Origin of the sequence: Pseudoalteromonas sp. SR43-5, from assembly GCF_014163835.1 — a bacterium.
Classification (GTDB): domain Bacteria; phylum Pseudomonadota; class Gammaproteobacteria; order Enterobacterales; family Alteromonadaceae; genus Pseudoalteromonas; species Pseudoalteromonas distincta.
The window spans coordinates 65,550-85,483 of the sequence record NZ_JACJEA010000016.1; the positions used below are offsets into that span (position 1 = coordinate 65,550).

General features: G+C 39.5%; 19 protein-coding genes. 11 read left to right on the forward strand and 8 right to left on the reverse strand.

Translation table 11 applies throughout. The annotated features are described in order from the left end of the window. Positions 1–77 precede the first annotated feature (77 nt). A complete protein-coding gene (locus H5090_RS11165; RefSeq protein WP_007581571.1) occupies positions 78–305 on the forward strand; it encodes a hypothetical protein in 228 nt (75 codons plus the stop codon). Between the two features lie 30 nt (positions 306–335). Here the strand turns inward: H5090_RS11165 and H5090_RS11170 are convergent, their stop codons facing one another. The 4 genes from H5090_RS11170 to H5090_RS11185 are packed head-to-tail and all read right to left on the reverse strand — an operon-like array spanning position 336 to position 4,201. Continuing rightward, complete coding sequence (locus H5090_RS11170) at positions 336–836, reverse strand: DUF1543 domain-containing protein (protein ID WP_002961636.1); 501 nt, start codon at positions 834–836, stop codon at positions 336–338. An 8-nt stretch (positions 837–844) separates the two neighbouring features. Next, positions 845–2,194 (reverse strand): sigma 54-interacting transcriptional regulator, encoded by a 1,350-nt coding sequence (locus H5090_RS11175; protein ID WP_182692549.1) that lies wholly within the window; start codon positions 2,192–2,194, stop codon positions 845–847. A 2-nt stretch (positions 2,195–2,196) separates the two neighbouring features. After that, complete coding sequence (locus tag H5090_RS11180) at positions 2,197–2,742, reverse strand: hypothetical protein (protein WP_182672836.1); 546 nt, start codon at positions 2,740–2,742, stop codon at positions 2,197–2,199. Between the two features lies 1 nt (position 2,743). After that, the gene (locus H5090_RS11185) at positions 2,744–4,201 is read right to left on the reverse strand and encodes a sensor histidine kinase KdpD (protein WP_182695730.1); all 1,458 of its coding nucleotides are present in this window, start codon (positions 4,199–4,201) and stop codon (positions 2,744–2,746) included. 330 nt (positions 4,202–4,531) lie between these two features. Here H5090_RS11185 and H5090_RS11190 point away from each other — a divergent pair, with 330 nt between their 5' ends. The 5 genes from H5090_RS11190 (at position 4,532) to H5090_RS11210 (ending at position 7,501) form a co-directional block, all read left to right on the forward strand. Beyond that, entirely contained in the window at positions 4,532–4,765 is a 234-nt protein-coding gene (locus H5090_RS11190; RefSeq protein WP_002961641.1) for an EF-hand domain-containing protein, read from the forward strand. A gap of 24 nt (positions 4,766–4,789) precedes the next feature. Then, positions 4,790–5,017: a hypothetical protein gene (locus H5090_RS11195; RefSeq protein ID WP_024597597.1), complete on the forward strand. Its 228-nt coding sequence runs from the start codon at positions 4,790–4,792 to the stop codon at positions 5,015–5,017. A 186-nt stretch (positions 5,018–5,203) separates the two neighbouring features. After that, positions 5,204–5,440, forward strand: a complete 237-nt coding sequence (locus tag H5090_RS11200) for a calcium dependent protein (RefSeq protein ID WP_033021630.1) — start codon at positions 5,204–5,206, stop codon at positions 5,438–5,440. Between the two features lie 9 nt (positions 5,441–5,449). After that, the gene (locus tag H5090_RS11205) at positions 5,450–5,686 is read left to right on the forward strand and encodes a calcium-binding protein (RefSeq protein ID WP_002961647.1); all 237 of its coding nucleotides are present in this window, start codon (positions 5,450–5,452) and stop codon (positions 5,684–5,686) included. Between the two features lie 132 nt (positions 5,687–5,818). Beyond that, positions 5,819–7,501 (forward strand): amidohydrolase, encoded by a 1,683-nt coding sequence (locus H5090_RS11210; protein WP_182695731.1) that lies wholly within the window; start codon positions 5,819–5,821, stop codon positions 7,499–7,501. A gap of 55 nt (positions 7,502–7,556) precedes the next feature. On the opposite strand, the gene H5090_RS11215 is transcribed toward H5090_RS11210, so the two are convergent. Then, complete coding sequence (locus H5090_RS11215; RefSeq protein WP_002961652.1) at positions 7,557–8,396, reverse strand: HDOD domain-containing protein; 840 nt, start codon at positions 8,394–8,396, stop codon at positions 7,557–7,559. 296 nt (positions 8,397–8,692) lie between these two features. Here H5090_RS11215 and H5090_RS11220 point away from each other — a divergent pair, with 296 nt between their 5' ends. Further along, on the forward strand, positions 8,693–10,393 hold the full coding sequence (locus tag H5090_RS11220; protein ID WP_182695732.1) for a dipeptidyl-peptidase 3 family protein: 1,701 nt from the start codon (positions 8,693–8,695) through the stop codon (positions 10,391–10,393). A gap of 41 nt (positions 10,394–10,434) precedes the next feature. On the opposite strand, the gene H5090_RS11225 is transcribed toward H5090_RS11220, so the two are convergent. Further along, positions 10,435–10,839 carry an HIT domain-containing protein gene (locus H5090_RS11225; RefSeq protein ID WP_024597591.1) on the reverse strand — a complete coding sequence of 135 codons (405 nt, stop codon included), beginning with the start codon at positions 10,837–10,839 and terminating at the stop codon, positions 10,435–10,437. Between the two features lie 111 nt (positions 10,840–10,950). On the opposite strand from H5090_RS11225, the gene H5090_RS11230 reads away from it, so the two are divergent. Then, on the forward strand, positions 10,951–13,176 hold the full coding sequence (locus H5090_RS11230; RefSeq protein WP_182695733.1) for a S9 family peptidase: 2,226 nt from the start codon (positions 10,951–10,953) through the stop codon (positions 13,174–13,176). Between the two features lie 142 nt (positions 13,177–13,318). Then, complete coding sequence (locus H5090_RS11235) at positions 13,319–14,956, forward strand: methyl-accepting chemotaxis protein (protein ID WP_182695734.1); 1,638 nt, start codon at positions 13,319–13,321, stop codon at positions 14,954–14,956. A gap of 71 nt (positions 14,957–15,027) precedes the next feature. On the opposite strand, the gene H5090_RS11240 is transcribed toward H5090_RS11235, so the two are convergent. Further along, a complete protein-coding gene (locus H5090_RS11240) occupies positions 15,028–16,548 on the reverse strand; it encodes a leucyl aminopeptidase family protein (protein WP_039485056.1) in 1,521 nt (506 codons plus the stop codon). 129 nt (positions 16,549–16,677) lie between these two features. Beyond that, positions 16,678–17,730 (reverse strand): DNA polymerase IV, encoded by a 1,053-nt coding sequence (gene dinB / locus H5090_RS11245; protein WP_182695735.1) that lies wholly within the window; start codon positions 17,728–17,730, stop codon positions 16,678–16,680. 681 nt (positions 17,731–18,411) lie between these two features. Here dinB and H5090_RS11250 point away from each other — a divergent pair. Continuing rightward, on the forward strand, positions 18,412–18,840 hold the full coding sequence (locus H5090_RS11250; RefSeq protein ID WP_182695736.1) for a thioesterase family protein: 429 nt from the start codon (positions 18,412–18,414) through the stop codon (positions 18,838–18,840). A gap of 18 nt (positions 18,841–18,858) precedes the next feature. Beyond that, positions 18,859–19,911 carry an aldo/keto reductase gene (locus H5090_RS11255; protein WP_182693576.1) on the forward strand — a complete coding sequence of 351 codons (1,053 nt, stop codon included), beginning with the start codon at positions 18,859–18,861 and terminating at the stop codon, positions 19,909–19,911. Positions 19,912–19,934: the final 23 nt, after the last annotated feature.

Here is a 19,934-nt window from a genome sequence, read left to right on the forward strand (position 1 = left end):
AAAATTCTGCGGTATTTGCCAAGCTTAAGTAAGCTCATTACAATGGCGCATTATTTTTAGCTATAGCCTCACAATTAATGAAAAACCATTCATCAAAAAAAGAACTCATGTTACTACCCATTTTATTAGTGGTTATTTTAATGTGTGTGGCGGGTCACTTTTTACTACAAGCAAATTTTCAAGACAGTAATGTGGTTGAATACATGTTGGCAGCACTGCCGTTTGCTATGTTTGGGTTGGTTATTGTGGCGTTTAAAATGGCGGCTAAAAGCGAAAAAGATGAGCAAAACGAGCAGGACTCTTAATCCTACTCTGTTTTAGCTACTTATTATAATTTAAAGTATGTGATAGCCAAACCAGTCTGGCTTTATCGGCTGCGATATACCGCTGGGCGTGAGCTTAATGTTTAGCTGGCTGTCGAGTAAATCAATGGCAAAGCAATCGTCCACATCATGTAAATCATCTTTATGAATATGACTAAGCCCTGCGAGCAAATCGTTTTTAGCGCGCTCTTTAGCTTCATGGCTACTGCTTGCAACATACAGTGCAAAGTCATGTTGCTCAGCCATGGAATCACTTCTGTAAGCGCCTAAATTTACAAAATAGAGTTGTTTATTTTGCTCCACATAGCTATCAACAACTTCTACTTTAAAGCCATCAATATGATTAATTGCCATGTAGCTATCCATGTGAACACTACTTCTGTCTCCTACCCACTGGCTTTTTAACTTTGAGTAGGTTTGCTCTATATTCTCCCCTACTACAAAACGAATATCATGCATTTCAATATGGCAACCTTGAATCCGGCCACCTAAATACACCATAAATAACTGCATGCTTTTCCTTAACCTAAATTATCAACATCAATATTATGCTTTTTAATCAACTTATAAAAATCTGAGCGATTGCGCTTGGCAAGCTTAGCGCCTTCAGCTACGTTACCACCTGCCATTTTTAAAGTGTTAATTACATAGTCGCGCTCAAACTCTTTTTTAGCGTCGTTTAGTGATAATGGTTCTACGTTTGTTTCGTTACTATTTAGCGCAGCTAACACTAAATGCTCTGAAATAACATCGCTTGGCGTTAATGCTACAACCTGCTCTACTACGTTTTGTAATTGGCGGATATTACCTGGCCAGTCGTAACGTACAAGCGCATGCATAGCATCGCTTGCAAAGTGTTTTTCAGTTTGGTTCATGCGCTTAGCAATGCTTGCACTAAAGTGCTGTGCTAATAAGCTTATATCTTCGCGGCGCTCACACAGTGGCGGTAATTTTAAATTAACTACGTTTAAGCGATAGTATAAATCTTCTCTAAATTGCTGGTTTAAAATAGCTTCAGGAAGATTTTTATGTGTTGCCGACACTATGCGTACATCAATTGCTACCTCTTCTTGAAAACCTACTGGGCGAATTGTTTTTTCTTGTAATACGCGCAGTAACTTAACCTGTAAGTTAAGCGGCATATCGCCAATTTCGTCTAAAAATAACGTGCCACCCTGTGCTTGTTGAAACAAACCTTGGTGATCTTTAATTGCACCCGTAAACGAGCCTTTTTTATGACCAAATAATTCGGACTCTAAAAGCTCCCCTGGTACAGCGCCGCAGTTAATTGCAACAAAAGGGCCACCGCTTACATGGCTATGCTGGTGAATCGCCTGTGCGAGTAATTCTTTACCAGTACCACTAGCCCCCGAAATAAGTACATTAACTTGCGTTGGCCCAAGTAGTTTTACTTGCTCTAACAAGTGCAGCATTGCACCACTGCGCGTAACTATATTACTTTTAGGTGCAGCTTCATCGGCGTTAACACCATGAATTTCTATCGCTTTTGCAAGGCTGTCAAATAGCTCATCTTTATCCACTGGTTTAGTTATGAATGCAAAAATGCCCTGCTTAGTTGCCTCTACTGCATCAGGAATTGAGCCGTGCGCTGTCATCATAATGACAGGTAATGCAGGGTAGCGGCTTTGCAGCTGACGATGCAGTGCCATACCATCCATTTCATCCATGCGTAAGTCGGTTATTACGGCGTCAAACACTTGGCTTTTAAGTATTTGTAGTGCGGTTAAGCCGCTTTCGCAGGTTGTTACTTCGTATCCTTTTGATTCAATACGAATAGCGAGCAGTTTTAATAAGCTAGCGTCGTCGTCTACGAGTAATACTTTTGCACCTTGTACTTTAGTTGCGGCCATAGTTACTGCTCCTTCGTTTCTTCTCGTAGTAAAAGTTGCTGCTCAATCGTTGCTAACGATGAGAGGGTTTCTTGCATTTTATTATTAAGTGCTTGCTGCTCTTTTTTAGCATTTATTTGCATAGTTACTTGCTGCTTTTGAAGCCATAAATATTGCTTTATGTCATCAGGCCAAAAGTAAGCAAGATCGAGCTTTAGCAACTGAGTCATTACCGTATTTGGATCATTATTTATGTTTAAGCACATAAATTTAAAAAAGCGTTTAAGCTCGTTTTCGCCTGTAAAAACATTTTTGCTAGGTACCAATTTAAACCCGCCACACTGATTAGCGTGCCATGCAATAACTTGCTCTGCAGGAGGATAGCTTGGTTCAATTTTTGGTCTAGGTTTTGGACTAGGGTTACTGTTTTTGTCGGTCGTTTTTTTTGTATCGACCACAGGTGCAGGTGTAATTGACACACGCTCTTCTTGCCCATTATTAATTTCACAACCTGATATAACCATGCTGCTACTGAGCACACATAAAATAGCGATTAAACGCAAGCGCATGTTAATTAACTCCTAGATTTTTTGTTATGGGAATTTTAATTGAAAACCGGCAACCATGTGGCTCGTTATGCTCAACACTAAGTGTACCTCTTAGCTGTTCAACAGACTCTTTTACAATAGTTAAACCCAGCCCACTGCCTTGCAGCGTAACATTTTTACTGTGTTTACCTTGATAAAATGCGCTGAAAATTTGAGTTTTTTCTTGCTCTTTAATACCGCACCCTTTATCAAGTACAACGATACAAAGCTGGTTTTGCTCAAGCGCTAAATTAATAGTAACGCTTTGCTTATCTTCTGAAAATTTTAAGCCATTTGAAATAAGCTGAATTAAAATCATCTCAATAAGCTCACTAGGTAAAGCAAGCGGTTTGTTAGGTAAAGTATTTTGCCACTGCAGAGCTTGCTGACGCGCAGTTAAGCGATGCTCAAAATGGCTATTAATTTTATTAATAAGAAGACTAAATTCAACTTCGCTTAGGCTATCTTTACTGGTGCGAATAGCATTATAACTCAGCAAGCTGTCAATCATTGTACGAAGGCGCACCATAGATTGGCTAATAAGCTCAAGCACTGCTTTTTGCTCAGCGGTAATTGGACCTACTATTTCATCAGTTAATAAGTCAGTGCCTTCGACCATTGAAGCAAGCGGCGTTTTTAGCTCATGAGTTACATGGCGTAAAAAAGTATCTTTTTGCTGCTCAAGCATATGAAGCTGTTCTTGTACCCATTGGAGCTTTTCTCCTAGCTCAACAAGCTCAGCTGAACCTTTCACAGATATTTTTTGCTGCCAATGCCCCTGCCCAAGCTTATCAATAACCGTAGTTAACCCTTTTAGCCGCCCACTTATGCGCCATAAAAAACCTCCCCCAACAATTAAAGTCAGTGGAATAAGTGCCACCAGCCAATTTATAAATGACGCTTGCAGGCTTGTAAGCTCTTTTTGGTTATTGGTAATTTGCGCTTCGTTTTTATCACGTAACCATAAAGTAAGTTCAGCAATTAAATCGCTCACTGGCACAAATAGCTCAGCTTGTTGTTGTTTTTGCTCAACGAGTTTTACATGCGCGGTTTGTAAGGTGGTATATAAGCGTTGCCATTGGTTGATATACTCTTTATTCGTGTTTACAAATTTGAGTTCATCAATGCTTTGTAGGGATGATTGCCATTTATCGACAATGAGCTTATCAAGCGATTCACTTTTTAATACCCAGTTTTGTCTAGTGGCGCGTTCAAGGCTGTTGAGTTCTTGCTTTAAAGTGTTAAACGATTTGGTAACTTGGTAGTTGCTACTCACAATACTTTGAGTAACCGCTAATTGCTTATTAAGCGCATTTAAAAATACGATCACCACTATAGAAAGCGGCAGTAACGAAAGCAGCATACTCATTGCAAATTGCCCAATTAAATTAGGCCGCCAGTTAAGCATTGCTTGGTATTTTTTAGCTATGGTTGCTGGCATTTCGTTTAGTCCTTTTAAGTTAAGCGTTCTATTATTAAGTGCTTACCTTATACACTAGCTGAACCAGCAATTATATTTAATACGATTAACAGCCAGCACTACAAAACAATGTGTCGCCAAATAGAGACAACGTAACTCGTTGATTTTAATAAACTCCCTTTTAACCCCGCTAAATAGTGTTGCAAAAGGCGCACAAAAATTACAATAAACCCAGTAAAAACTTCTCACTGGCTTAAAGCTAAAACAATAACCAGTTGAAAAATAACAACAATTATTATTGGCACCATTTTTGTAATAGGAGTAATAACTTTAATCAATAAGGAAATAATTATGAACAAACGCATTTTAGTAATTTCATCATTACTGGCTTTAGGCTTTTTAGGCGCTAATGCACACGCAATGGACGTTCACGCGACTTTTAACGAACTTGATAAAGACAGTAACGGCACATTAAGTGAAGCCGAAGCAGGTGAAGATGCTGTGTTACACGAGAATTTTTCTCAAATTGATACTAATCAAGATGGGCAATTGTCGCTAGATGAATTCAAAAAATTTATTCAATAAACTCATTTAATAAGGAACGTGATTATGAAACAACTTATAGCCGCTTTTTCATTAATGTTTTTAGCAATTAGTGCCACTGTAATTGCATCGCCAACAAATGTGCGTTTTGCCCACTTAGATAAAGATATGGACGGACAAATATCAATTGCAGAAGCAAAGGAAGACAAGGAAGTAATGAGACAGTTTGCCGACTTAGATGAAGACGGTGATGAAAAAGTCTCAAAAAAAGAATTTGAAAGCTTTAAACCTTAATGAGTAATTACTGATTAAGCTTTACTTAAGCTTGTTATAGGTAAACTGGAATTAAAAGCATTTGCCATAATCCCTGAGGGAGTGTGTAAAAGGATTTAATGTTGGGAGTTAAATTACGGCAAGTGCTTTTTCCTTTTCACTTTATTTTAGCCACAAACTTTAAATACATCTTTTGGAAGGAACACCATGAAGATACTTCCCCTTATTATAAGCATCTTAATGCTATTAAGCTTTGATGCCGCTGCACTTGATGTAAAGCAACGCTTTGATCACCTCGATAGCGACAAAAGTGGCTATTTAACGCATGACGAACTTGATCCCCAACCACAACTATTAAACACATTTGTAAAATGGGACAAAAACCAAGATAACCAAATTTCGTTAATCGAATTTAAAAATTACCTTACCAATAACCTCTACTGAGTATTTTTCATGAAAAAAACAAGCTATATAGCGCTTTTTGCGTTTAGTATTTTTAGCACATTAGGCTTTGCTGCAAGCAACAATGTTGCAGAGCAATTTGAAAAACTTGATAGAAACCAGGATGGTTTTTTAACACGTTCAGAAACCGCTGTAGACCCCGCTTTGTGGTCTCGGTTTTCAAGCTATGATCAAGACAAAGACGGCAAGCTAACGCTAAGTGAATACAGTTTATACGCTAGTAAATAAACCCTTTCAAAAGCTAGATATTTTATGTTCTAGCTTTACTGCTTTTTTCTTCATCATAATTTGTCTCACATATTGGTATTATAAAGTTGGGTTTGCTAGTGTTAACGCACTAACAATAAAAAATAATGCCTTATGTCGCTCAAAAAAATAATAAAACCACTCATACTAGCCAGCCTTTGCGCTAGTTCTAGTTACACTATTGCACAAACAAAAGTAATTTATAATGCCAACGGTTATACCCCTTTATATCAAGGTGAAGTACAGCAGTTTACTACCCTCGTTATTAAAAATGGCAAGGTAGTAAAACTAGGTAGCGATACACTTAAAGATAGCTACCCAGATGCCAAGCTAATTGACGCGCACGGTAATACCTTATTACCAGGCTTAATTGATGCTCATGGGCACGTTATTGGCCTTGGCGATAATTTATCGCAACTTGATGTACGCGGTGCAAAATCGGTTGATGAAGTAACGAATAAACTAAAAGTATTTGCCGATAACAAACAAGGTTGGATCATAGGGCGAGGTTGGAACCAAGAGCTATGGCCTGATACACGCTTTCCTACGGCTAAAGATTTAGACAAAGTAGTTAACGATCGACCTGTGGTGCTTTCTCGAGTTGATAGCCATGCCATTTGGGTTAATTCAAAAGCGCTCGAACTTGCAGGTATTACCGCCCAAACAAAAGCACCTGAAGGCGGTGAGATAATTAAAGACGAATTTGGCAATCCTACGGGTATTTTTGTAGACAAAGCAGAATCGCTAATTACACAGCATATGCCAGCCCCTTCAAAACAAGATATAAGTGACTCACTAGATGCAGCTGGTAAACATTTATTAAGTTTAGGCATTACCTCTACTCACGATGCAGGTATTGATAAAACCACATGGGAGGTTTACAAAGAGCGCGGCGACCTTGGTAATTTACCACTGCGTATTGTGGCAATGTTAAGTGGTGCAAGCCCTGATTTAGACACAATGTTAAAGGCAGGCCGGTACCACGACAAAAATGACTTTATGGAAATTCGCAGTGTTAAAGTTTACGCCGATGGCGCACTGGGCTCTCGTGGTGCAGCACTTATTGAAGAATATGCAGACAGACCTGGTCACCATGGTTTAATGCTTGAAACACAAGAGAAACTCGAAGCACTCTTTACACAAAGCTTTAAAAGCGGCTTTAGCGCAAATACTCACGCCATTGGCGACAAAGCAAATAAAGTAGTACTTGATGCCTATCAAAATGTGTTTAAAAAAACGGGCGGTATATTACTGCGAAACCGAATAGAGCACGCCCAAATTGTAACCCCTGATGATATCCCTCGCTTTAAAGCGTTAAAAATAATCCCTTCAATGCAGCCGGTGCATGCCACTTCAGATATGCATATGGCAGAGCAGCGTTTAACTGAAAAACAACTAAGCGGCGCCTACGCGTGGCAAACATTTTTACAGCAAGGTTCGGTGGTTGCTGCGGGCTCTGATTACCCTGTAGAGCTTGCAAATCCATTTGATGGTTTGTATTCAGCCATTACACGCATGGATCATAACAAACTACCGGAAAACGGCTGGCGAGCAAGTGAAGTACTAAGCCGCGAAGATGCATTACGTGCATTTACTCTCGGTGGCGCCTATGCAGCTCATCAAGAATTTAAGGTGGGTAGTTTAGAAAAAGGTAAATGGGCCGACTTTATTTTAGTTGATAAAGACTACTTTAAAGTACCTGTTGAGGAGATATACAAAACAAACGTACTGCAAACATGGGTAGCAGGAATAAAGCGATACGAAAAAACTAAAACAGAAAATACCACCGAAAAATAAAACTAAAAAAGGGTTAACGCAAGTTAACCCTTTTTGGTTGTGTAGGAAGGCACTTTTAGCTAAACATGTTTTTCACATCTTTTAGCATGTCGTTGTACTCATCACTTGTGAATAATTGCATAGACGGTATAACGCCTTTGTCTATATACGTTTGCAGCGCTGCAGACTTATCAGAAACCTGTAACGTGCCCTCTAAAATAGCCCCTACTCGAATAAAATCCACGTAACTAACTTTTTCAGGTTTGTAACTTGGGTCAGCCCAGCTCTGAGCTACATCAACAAACTCTTTAGGGAATTCCCACGCTTGCATAATAGATGAGCCAATTTTTCCACTCAGCTTTTGAATTGCATGAGCCAAAAAGCTTGGATTAGCAAATACCTCTGGGTGGCGCTCAGCTTCGGTTAAAATTGGTAATACACCAATATTATAAACAAGTGCGGCGAGTGTAATAGAATCACGATTTAGTGACGTGTGCTTACTATTTTTTAAATAAAATTCCATGAGTGATATTGAATGGCTAGCAACAGTTAATGTTTTTTGCCATGCCTTACCCATGTAGCCTTTAATTAGCTCATTATTTGATACAAATAATTGTTCCATAGCCATAGCTGTAGCAATGTTTTTAATTTGACGTAATCCAATACGAGTCACTGCTTGTTGTAAATTAGATACTTTTACAGAACGTCCCATAATCGCACTATTAGCTACTTTTATCATACGAGCTGAAAGCGCTGGATCTTGTGAGATTACATCTGACATTTGGATTAAATTCACATCTGGGTTATCTGCAGCTTGGCGAACCTTAATCGCTACTTCAGGTAGCGTTGGTAAAACCAACGTATCGTTATTTATTCTATCGACTAGAATCGTTAATAAAGCGTTTTCTGTAGACATAAAGCTGCCATCCTTTTGTGTTCAGCCTGTAAAGTAACTGCAAACTCAGGCAGTTAATTTTCGTATTAGTAATATAATTAGTATTGTCTAACTTACCGATAAAGTTAAGAAAATTATAGAAGTTTATTTTTATTTATAATGCTTTACCGCTCATGCTTGCCTTACAACGCCAAATACTTGCTATTTACCATTTAGTTTTGCTTTAATGCACTCACAATAAGGAAGCGTTTGTACATACTTAATATTTTAACTAAAGCAGTACAAATTATTAAACTTACTTTTTAACAGGCAATATAATGATCTTAAATAAAATTAGCCAAGCAATTATGCTCTCTGGTGTTGTTTTTCTTAGCGCATGTTCTGAACAAGCGCCGTCTTCTACCGACAACACAGCCGTAGAGCTTGCTCAAAAAAGCAGTGCACAGTCAGGCCCTAAGCTTATTAATGCAGATAAACAACGTTTAGATATTTACACCGACTTTAGCTTACAAAGTGATTTATTGCACTTAAGCGATAATCAACGAGCAATGGTTGCAAAGCTTATTGACGCTTCAAAAATAATGGATGAGTTATTTTGGAAGCAAGCATTTGGTGAAAATAAAGATGCTTTTTTAGCAAAACTAAACGATGAAAAAGTACGTAAATTTGCTGATATTAACTATGGTCCATGGGATCGTTTAAATGGTGATGAAGCATTTTTATCCAGCTATAAAGAAAAACCTCTTGGCGCACAGTTTTACCCTGCTGATATAACCAAAGAAGAGTTAAACAATGCAGACGTTGAAGATAAAACAGGGCTTTATTCTGTAATTAAGCGTGATGAGCAAGGTAAGCTTTACAGCGTGCCTTATTCAAAAGAATACGCTGATGAGCTTGCAAAAGCCGCTGATATTTTACGTGAAGCAAGCAAACTTGCTGACGATAAAGAATTTGCTAACTATCTAAACTTGCGTGCCGATGCTCTACAAAAAGATGACTTTCAAGTATCTGACTTTGCTTGGATGGATATGAAAAATAACCCAGTAGATGTGGTTATTGGTCCAATTGAAACTTATGAAGATCAATTATTTGGTTACCGCGCAGCTTATGAATCTTACGTACTTATTAAAGATTTAAAATGGAGCGAACGCTTAGCTAAATTTGCAGCATTTTTACCTGAGCTTCAAAAAGGCTTACCTGTAGATGCTAAGTACAAACAAGAAGTACCAGGCTCTGACGCCGACCTAAATGCATATGATGTTGTTTACTACGCTGGGCATTCAAACGCGGGTAGTAAAACAATAGCAATTAACTTACCAAACGATGAGCAAGTACAGCTAGAAAAAGGAACTCGTCGTCTGCAACTTAAAAACGCAATGCGTGCTAAATTTGATAAAATTTTAGTACCAATTTCAGAGCAGTTAATTGTACCAGAGCAGCGTAAACACATTACTTTTGATGCATTTTTTGCCAATACGATGTTCCATGAAGTGGCTCACGGTTTAGGTATTAAAAATACAATCACAGGTAAAGGTACTGTTCGTCAATCACTACAAGAACACGCAAGTGCACTTGAAGAAGGTAAAGCCGATATTTTAGGTCTATACATGATTGAACAGTTACTTAAAAAAGGCGAAATTACTGAAGGCACTATTGAAGATTATTACACGACCTTCATGGCAGGTATATTCCGCTCAGTTCGTTTTGGCGCATCAAGCGCGCATGGTAAAGCAAATATGATCCGCTTTAACTTTTTTGCTCAAGAAGGTGCTTTTTCTAAAAATGAAGAAGGCTTATACCGCGTTAATATGGAAAAAATGAGCATTGCAATGGCCAAGCTTTCTCGCTTAATTTTAACTCTGCAAGGTGATGGCGATTACGAAAAAGTAGATCAACTAATTGCAACGCATGGCGACATTAAAGAAGAACTTGCTAAAGACTTAGAAAAACTAAGCAAAGCTAATATCCCTGTAGATGTAACATTTAAGCAAGGTAAGGAAGTACTAGGGCTTAAATAAGTTTAGTTAAACTTAGTTAAACCCTAAAAAAGCGTTGCAGCTTAAAACTGCAGCGCTTTTTTTAGCTCTGTGATTTGTAGATCTGTATAAGGCACTGCTGGGTGTTTACCCCATATTGGCGCAGGCCATGCAGCATCACTCGTAAAACGCGCAATATGATGAATATGTAATTGCGGCACCATATTACCTAAAGCCGCTATGTTTAATTTATCAGGTTTAAATACATCCATTAATAATTTACTTAGCTTGGCTGACTCTTTTAAATAAACAATTTGATCATCCTCAGATAAATCAATTATCTCTTTTAAGTTAGCCTGCCTAGGCACTAATACAAACCACGGATACAAGCTGTCGTTCAATAAAAGTACTTTACACAACGGCCAATCGGCAAGTTCTATACAGTCGCGTTTAAGTTCTGGCGCTAGTTTAAATTCAGGGTGAGTCATTGCTATGTCCTACTTTGTCTTTGATAATCGCCACTTTATAGCATTTAGTTGCAGTTGCACACGCTTGGCTTTACCATCAAAGCAATATTTATAATAAGCTAAGGCAACCTTGTGCTAAAAAAAATAAAACACCTCTCACTAGCTATACCGTTAATGGTTGGCGCTATTAGTGTTCAAGCAAAACCTTTATCGCTGGAGCGAATTTTTGACGATCCGAGCCTTTCTGGTAAATCACCTGTACAACTTAAATTTTCGCCTGACGGCAGCCGTGTAACTTACCTACAAGGCAAAAGCGATGACTACAACCGCTACGATTTGTGGGAATACAATCTAAAAGATAACACCAACCGTGTGCTAGTTGATTCAGCAAAGTTATTTTCAGGCCCAGAAAACCTATCAGATGAAGAAAAAGCACGCCGCGAACGCCAACGTATTTTTGGTAAAGGCATACTTGAATACAAATGGTCTAAAGATGGCAAAGCACTTTTATTCCCACTCAATGGCGACCTTTATTATTACGATTTAGCCTCTGCTAAAAGTAAAAAACTAACCGACACTGAAGCATTTGAAACCGATGCACGCTTTTCACCTAAAGGTAACTACGTATCGTTTATTCGAGAGCAAAACCTTTATGCTTTAGAGCTTGAGTCTGGTAAAGAGATTCAGCTTAGTAAAGATGGCGGCGGCGTAATTAAAAATGGCATGGCCGAATTTGTTGCTCAAGAAGAAATGAGCCGTATGACAGGTTACTGGTGGTCAGGTGATGAAACTAAAATTGCCTATACCCGCGTTGACGAAACCCCTGTAAAAGAAGCTATCCGTAACGAAATTTACGCTGATGAAGTTAAATTATTTAACCAGCGCTACCCGTTTACAGGTACCGATAATGTTAAAATTCAACTTGGTGTGGTTAAGCTAAACGACCAAAAAGTAGATTGGATTGATTTAGGTAAAGATGAAGACATTTACATTGCACGCGCTAAATGGCTAAAAGACGGCAATACACTGTCGTACCAATGGCAAAATCGCTCGCAACATAAATTAGAACTGCGTTTTTATAACAGCGAAACTAAAGCCCAAAAAGTAGCGCTGACCGAAAATAGCGAAACGTGGATAAACCTACATTTTGATCTTGAGTTTTTAAAAGACAAAAAACACTTTGTATGGGCATCTGAGCGCGACGGCTTTAAACATTTATATCTGTATCGTACAAACGGTCAACTTGTTCGCCAAATTACCTCAGGTGACTGGGCTGTTGATAGCTTAAAAGGTATTGATGAGAAAAAAGGCATTGTTTACTTTGCCGGTCGAAAAGATACACCGCTTGAAAGCCATTTATACAGCGCGCCTTTATTTAAAAAAGGCGATGCCAAACGTATTACCGAAAAAGGTCAGTACCACAATGTTGTGCTAGCAAAGGACAGCAAAACCTTTATCGATAATAGCTCTTCTGATAATAAACCAAACTCAGCAGCACTTCGTAAAGTAAACGGTGAATTTATTACCTGGCTTGAAGAAAATAAGCTTGATAGTAGCCACCCCCTTACTCCTTATTTAAGCGACTTAACAAAACCAGAATACGGCACAATTAAAGCCGATGATGGTCAAGTTATGCATTACCGTTTATTTAAGCCTAGCACCATTGCTGATGGCAAAAAGCACCCTGTTATTGTTAACGTATACGGCGGCCCGCATGCTCAACGAGTGACGAATAGCTGGCGCAGTAAAAACTTGTACTTTCAGTACATGGCGCAACAAGGTTATGTAATTTTTCAACTGGATAACCGTGGTTCGTACAACCGTGGTAAAAAGTTTGAAGATGCTATTTATAAACATTTAGGTGTGGTTGAAGTTGCCGATCAAATTAAAGGCGTAGAGTTTTTACGTACACTTGATTACGTTGACCCACAACGTATCGGTGTTTATGGCCACAGCTACGGCGGCTACATGGCGCTTATGACTATGTTTAAAGCGGGCGATTACTTTCAAGCCGGCGTATCAGGTGCTCCAGTAACCGATTGGGCTCTATACGATACACATTACACAGAGCGTTATTTAGGTCACCCCGATACAAATGCTAAAGGCTATGAAGACAGCGCAGTATTTCCATATGCTGATGGCTTAAAAGGCCCATTAATGATTTACCATGGAATGGCTGATGACAACGTATTGTTTACGCATTCAACTAAGTTATTTAAACAACTGCAAGATAACGAAAAACAGTTTGAAATGATGACCTACCCAGGCTCTAAGCACAGCCTACGCGGTAAACAAGTGCAAACACACTTACATCAAACAATTACAAACTTCTTTAATCGCCATTTTGACGTTAAATAAGCAAGTAAGGTAATAACAGACTAAAGGCTGATTGATAAATCAGCCTTTTTTTTGCATTAATAGGCGTTAAGCCTAGATTAAACTCTTTTTTTAGCTACGCTTATTCTATGCGCTAAAGCGCACACTTTTTGAGGATAAATGTATGCCTAATCTACGAAGTTTTAGTATATCCCAGCGTTTTTCACTGTTAATAGCCATCGTTGTATTTGGACTAATAATACTTAGTATATCGAGCCTAACTCATCAATATAGTTCGCTAAAAGACGAGCAATACATAAAAACACAAAATGTAGTAGAAACGGCGTACAGTATAATCGAGCACTATTATGCGCTTGAACAAGATAACACTCTCACTCAACAACAAGCTCAATCACAAGCACTTAATGCAATAAAAGCACTGCGCTACGACAAAACCAATTACTTTTGGATTAACAATTACCAGCCAACAATGGTTATGCACCCTATAAAACCTGCGCTTGATGGAAAAGATTTAACTAATAACAAGGACCCTGACGGCAAAGCATTGTTTGTTGATATGGTAAATATAGTTAAACGCTCTGGCGAGGGATTTATCCCTTATAAATGGCCAAAACCAGGTAAAGATAAACCGGTTGAAAAAATCGCATTTGTTAAAGGTTTTAATCAATGGCAGTGGATTATTGGCTCGGGTGTTTACCTTGATTCAATTGAAGAAGCATTTAGCGAGCAACGTAACCTTATAGTCATCAGTGCAATAATTATGATTATTGCTGTTATTTTACTTAGTTACTTTATAGGTAAGAGTATTTTAATACCGACTCGCTTAGCAGCCGATATGATGAAAGACATTTCTCAAGGCGAAGGCGATTTAACCCGTAAATTAAATGAATCCGGTAATGATGAAATATCTGAACTATCACGTTCATTTAATTTATTTGCTCTAAAAATGCGAGAGTCACTTGTTCATGTAGCACAAAGTGCAAACGATGTAAGCGAACATGCGCATACAGTTGACGATTCAAGTAGAACAAGCCACTCATTTATTGAGCTTCAAAACGATAGTTCAACCCAAGTTGCAGCTGCCATGGAGCAAATGACTCACCAAATACACGATGTGAGCCGTAACGCTGAAGCAGCAGAGCAAGCAGCTAAGGATGCAGCACAAAACGCATCAACGGGTAAAAATGTGGTTGCGCAAACAATTACAGCAATAGAAACGCTCTCAAGCAACATTGAAACAGTCAGCCGTGTAACAGAAGATTTAGCCAACGAGAGCCATAATATAGGCTCTGTGCTTGATGTAATAAGAAGCATATCGGAGCAGACAAACTTACTGGCATTAAACGCTGCCATTGAAGCAGCTCGCGCAGGAGAGCATGGTCGAGGATTTGCTGTTGTTGCTGATGAAGTAAGAACACTGGCCAGTCGTACAGGGCAAAGTACTGACGAAATTCAAACCATGATCACTAAACTACAAGAAGGTGCAAAAGCAGCAGTAGAAGCAGTTAAATCAAGCCAAGCACTTTCAGTTTCTACCGTAGAGCAGGCGTCATCAGCCAATACTTCACTTAATGAAATAGAACGACTTGTTTCAATTATTACCGAAATGAACAGCCAAATAGCACGTGCCACAGAGCAACAAACGCAAGCTGCCGACGAGGTTAATTTGCGTATAAATGAGCTATCTCAATCAACTGAGCAATCATTAAATAATACTAAGCAGCTTACCGATGCCAGTGATAATCTCAAACAAAGTAGCGAAGGTCTTTCGAGCGTAGTTAATCGTTTTAAATTAGATTAATCGATAGCGTTCTCATAAAATGCAAAAGCCCTGAATTAACAGGGCTTTTTTATTACATGTAAGTTTTTAGCTTACAAACAATAACGTGCAAACAAGCTCGTTACTGATGCAGCTGTTGGCTTACCATGCTGCCAATCACCGCCTTCAACACCGCTACCTGCTATATCCATATGAACATAAGGTAGAGGCTGTGCAGAGTCATTACCGTGCTTATCAAGCCCACCAACAATAGCCATAAACGCCATAGGGAACTGATGTCCACGAGCAGTAACGGCAGATGCTGCGTTATTGCTAGATAAAACATCGTCAGCTAGCGTACGTGGTTTAATAAAGTCGTAGTCTTCACGGCGTGAACGCGATACTTCAGCGCCATCGGCCCACAAATCTCCAAGGTCAGCTATTTGACGTGAGACACCAGCACTACGAGCTGGACCATTTTCAACATACGCACCGTAAGGACCCATTGCACGTGCCGCATGACCCGTTAATGTAGCAACAGTAAACAGCGTTGGGTTAATCTCACCTTTAGCTAAATCTTTCATTTCGCTAAGCAGGTCGCCCATTGCTAAACGCCCTTCTGCATCGGTATTACCAATACGTACACGAACACCTTCACGGCTAGTAATAATTTCATCTGGCACAAAACAATCTGAGCCAATAGAGTTGCGAACAACAGCTAAGTACGAGACCACTTTAACGCCTTTAGGCTGATAATCAGCAACGGCTTTCATAAAGCCCGCAACAGAAGCTGCGCCGCCTTTATCACGGCTCATGCCTGCCATATGGCCGCCTACTTTTAAATCTGCACCGCCTGTATCGTATACAAGGCCCTTACCTACAAACATAAGTGTGCGAGTAATTTCGCCCTCTGGTACATATTCAAGCTTAACAACTCGTGGGTGATGGCGCTCAACTGCATACGATGCGCGAGCAACTGTACTTAGCATTGGGTAGTTTTTATCAATAGCTGCAATATCATCAATTACGTCAACCGCAATGTTTGAGCCTTTAAACAATTCAACGCAGTAATCAGCAAAACGTGGGGGAGCCATACGCTCAGGTTCAGTACCACACAGGTCACGCGCTGCATATTGGCCTGCTGCAATTGCATTAACAGCTTTAATAGTTTGCTCGCTCGCGCCAACTAAACCAATCTGTGTAATTGGTTCAATGCTTTCACCGTGATATTCACGCGCTTCTAATGGCTGCCATAAGGCTTGGCAAGCGCCTAAATAAGCAACTTCTAAAGCATGCTGATAACGGCTATCGCCATTTAAATTTGGTAAAAATAATGCAGGGTTAACACTGCCCGACGCTTTTGCTTCGTTAATTGCTAATTTAGCAGCATCAAAATAACGACGCACGTCGTCGTAATCTCTATTTAACGGACCGGTTGGCGCAAGTACAACGCGCTTGTTTTCAATTACTAATAAAGTAACTTGCTTACCGATGCGAGAATCTACGTTTGCTTGAGCTAAAATAGCATCACGTAATGAGTTATTTGGTAACTGAGAAAAGTCATTACTAATAATAATAAGCGCATCATGAGATGTGCATTCAAGGCTTGCACTAACCGCTTGAGGGTATGCCATAAATAAGGTCCTGTTAGAAAACATAAGCCCCTATTATCGTCGATTTAAATATTGAAGACCAGTAAGGAGCGATGAGCTAATCACATAACCTATCAATAAATGGCAACTTGGAGTTACAGGCTTTACAGCTTAATCGAGAATACTAAGTTGGAAGTTTTGCTCTGGCTCGTTTTTAATGCCAACGCCTATGCCAAGTAATCTTACAGGCTGTTGTAGCCCACGCTGGTAGGCCTTAGTAAGTAGTTGAACAAATATTTCTGTATTTAGCTCGTGGTATACCTGATCGGCAGAGGTCACTACAAAATTTGCAAACTTCACCTTAACACTCAATTTATTAATACGGTTTCGTAACTGCTGTTTATTAAGCCTTAAAACTAATTCGTCTAACAACCTTGGCAGCTCATCTAAGCACTCTTGCAAACTTGTTTTGTTGTACTCGTAGGTATGTTCAACACTCAGCGATTTTCTTATACGATCTGTGGATACTTTACCAACATACTCACCTGCACATTTTTGATAAAGCGACACACCAAAATTACCCACATGTTGCTGCATCCAGTTAACGCCTTTTTCACGTACATCCTTGCCGGTATATAAGCCTTTTAAATTTAGCTTTTCGAGCGTTACTTTGCCCACTCCTGGAATTTTCCCAAGCGGTAATTGCGCTAAAAAGTCATCGACCTCATCAGGCAAAACGACAAATTGACCATTCGGTTTATTTTCGTCACTGGCTATTTTGGCAATAAATTTAATCGGTGCAATACCAGCTGATGCAGTGAGCCCTGTAGCATTGTAAATATCGGCTCTTATTTGCTGTGCAATAAGTGTGGCACTGCCTTTACAAGCGGTGCTGTCTGTTACATCTAGGTAGGCTTCGTCTAAAGAAAGGGGTTCAATTAAGTTTGTATAGCGGCTAAATACTTCACGTATTTGGTTTGAAGCTTCTTTATATACAGCCATGCGCCCTGGGACAATAACTAAATCGGGGCATAATTGTTTAGCATGATAGTTCGACATAGCCGATCGCACGCCATACTCTCTAGCTATATAGTTAGCGGTTGAGAGCACGCCTCGTCGGCTATTGCCTCCAATAGCAAGCGGTACACATGCAAGTTTTGGATTATCTCGCATTTCTACTGCTGCATAAAAGCAATCCATGTCTATGTGAATAAACTTCTTCATCACCACAATAATAACTGGTTATTTATACAGTCATTATTATAGAATAAAATGTGATATGCAAGCCTAGGGCCTGTTTATCTTTCGAGGTTAAATTTGCAGCAGTATGTTTGGTATTTAGGCAAGGCAGAGCCTATGTAGTGTGGTTATTCCCCATAAATAGGCGATAACGTAGCACAAATGCCAAACATACGCTGCCCGAAGGGTTCTGCCTAGGGGCAATTTACTCTTTGTTGCTCGGTTTTTACTTAGCCCACTAGGTCACAAACCTAGCGCCGCGATTAAATAGCCCCTAGATTGAACAAATTTTAATCCTGAAAGGTCAACAGGCCCTAGTTAACGATTAAAAAAAGTGTTTATTGTCCTCCGTTCTCTTATAACCACGTAGCCAATACATAACCTCAAATAAAAATCCTGCCAACATTAAAATGATAGCGCCAGATTCATTCCCCATCGCGTAACAGGTAAAAGAGGCTATAAAAACCAAACAAGCTAAGGACCAATTAATTATATTCTGCATATTATTACCTTTGTGTGTGTTTTTGTGTGTCTGTGTAATTTAACTGTAGACCTAAAATTAAACAGGTACAATCATCTTATAAAAAAAACATGCCATTAATTACCTTGAGCTCGTAACACCATGTTGATAATCTAAGTACTTTAAAAATCAAGGGCCAATAAATAATGCAAACGTTTAAAGATCAGCACCCTATTCATACCGATATCACCGTAGCATGGGCTGATATGGATGCGCTACAACACGTAAATAATGTAGTGTATTTACGTTACTTTGAAATAGCCCGAATCGACTTTTTAAATAAAATAAATTTGTTCGACACAATAAGCCCAAACGGTGTGGGCCCAGTAATAAGCGAAAATAACGTTCGCTATAAACGCCCAGTAACTTTTCCCGACACACTCACTGTAGGCGTTACAATTACAGATCTTAAAACAGATCGCTTTACCATGAACTACACCGTTTATAGCCATGCACAAAAAGCAATAACGACTACGGGTGTATCTAAAGTTGTAATGTTTGATTTTACTACAGGGCAAAAAGCCCCAATCTCCGAGCCTCTTTTATCGGCTTTAATCAGCCATGCTCAAAACTAATTTAGTTAAGGAATTTTTATGCAATACAACCCACTAGGTAGCAGTGGCGTAAACGTATCTCGAGTGTGCCTAGGGAGTATGACTTGGGGTAAACAAAATACTCAAAGCGACGCTGATGAACAAATAGCCTACGCGCTAGAGCAAGGCGTAAACTTTATTGATACAGCCGAAATGTATGCTGTGCCTCCTTCGCCAGAGACCTATGGTAAAACCGAGGAGATTATTGGCGACTGGCTATCGCGTAATAAACAAAAACGCAGCGATGTGGTACTAGCTACAAAAATTGCAGGCAATGGATTGTCGTGGGTACGTGATGGCGGCAATATTACTCGCCAAACAGTAATAGAAGCCGTGGATGATTCACTTAAGCGACTTCAAACAGACTACATTGATTTATATCAACTACATTGGCCAAACCGCTCTACCCCTCACTTTGGCAGACAATGGCCCGGCACTCTTAAATTTACCGACGTAAATACACAAGAGCAACAAGCTAGTATGCTTGATATTCTAGAAGGCCTTAATGAATGTGTTAAAGCAGGTAAAATTAAGCACTGCGGTTTATCTGACGATACGCCATGGGGTATAAGCCAGTTTTTAAGTTTGGCCAAAGAGCATAACTTACCGCGTATGGTATCTATTCAAAATGAGTTTAGCTTAGCGCACGCTAAAGACTGGCCGTATTTAATAGAACAATGTGTACACGAAGATATTGCCTACTTACCGTGGTCGCCTTTAGCAGCCGGTTTATTAACGGGTAAATATCTAAATGGAGCTCGCCCAGAAGGTTCTCGTTGGACCTTCATGCAGCGTAACGGTATTTTTAGAGATACACCCAATGCAGAGCAAGCAACTAAGCAGTATGTTGAGCTGGCTCATGCAAACAATATTACTCCAGCACAACTAGCCTTAGCATGGTGTAACCAAGTAGATGGCGTAACTTCTTCAATTATTGGGGCAACATCTATAGCTCAATTAAAGGAAGATATAGACGCATTTAGCATAACGCTAAACGACGAAATTCTTAGTGAGATTAACACCATATTTAGAAACCATCCGATGCCTTATTAAGCATGTATGAGTTAAAAGCAGCC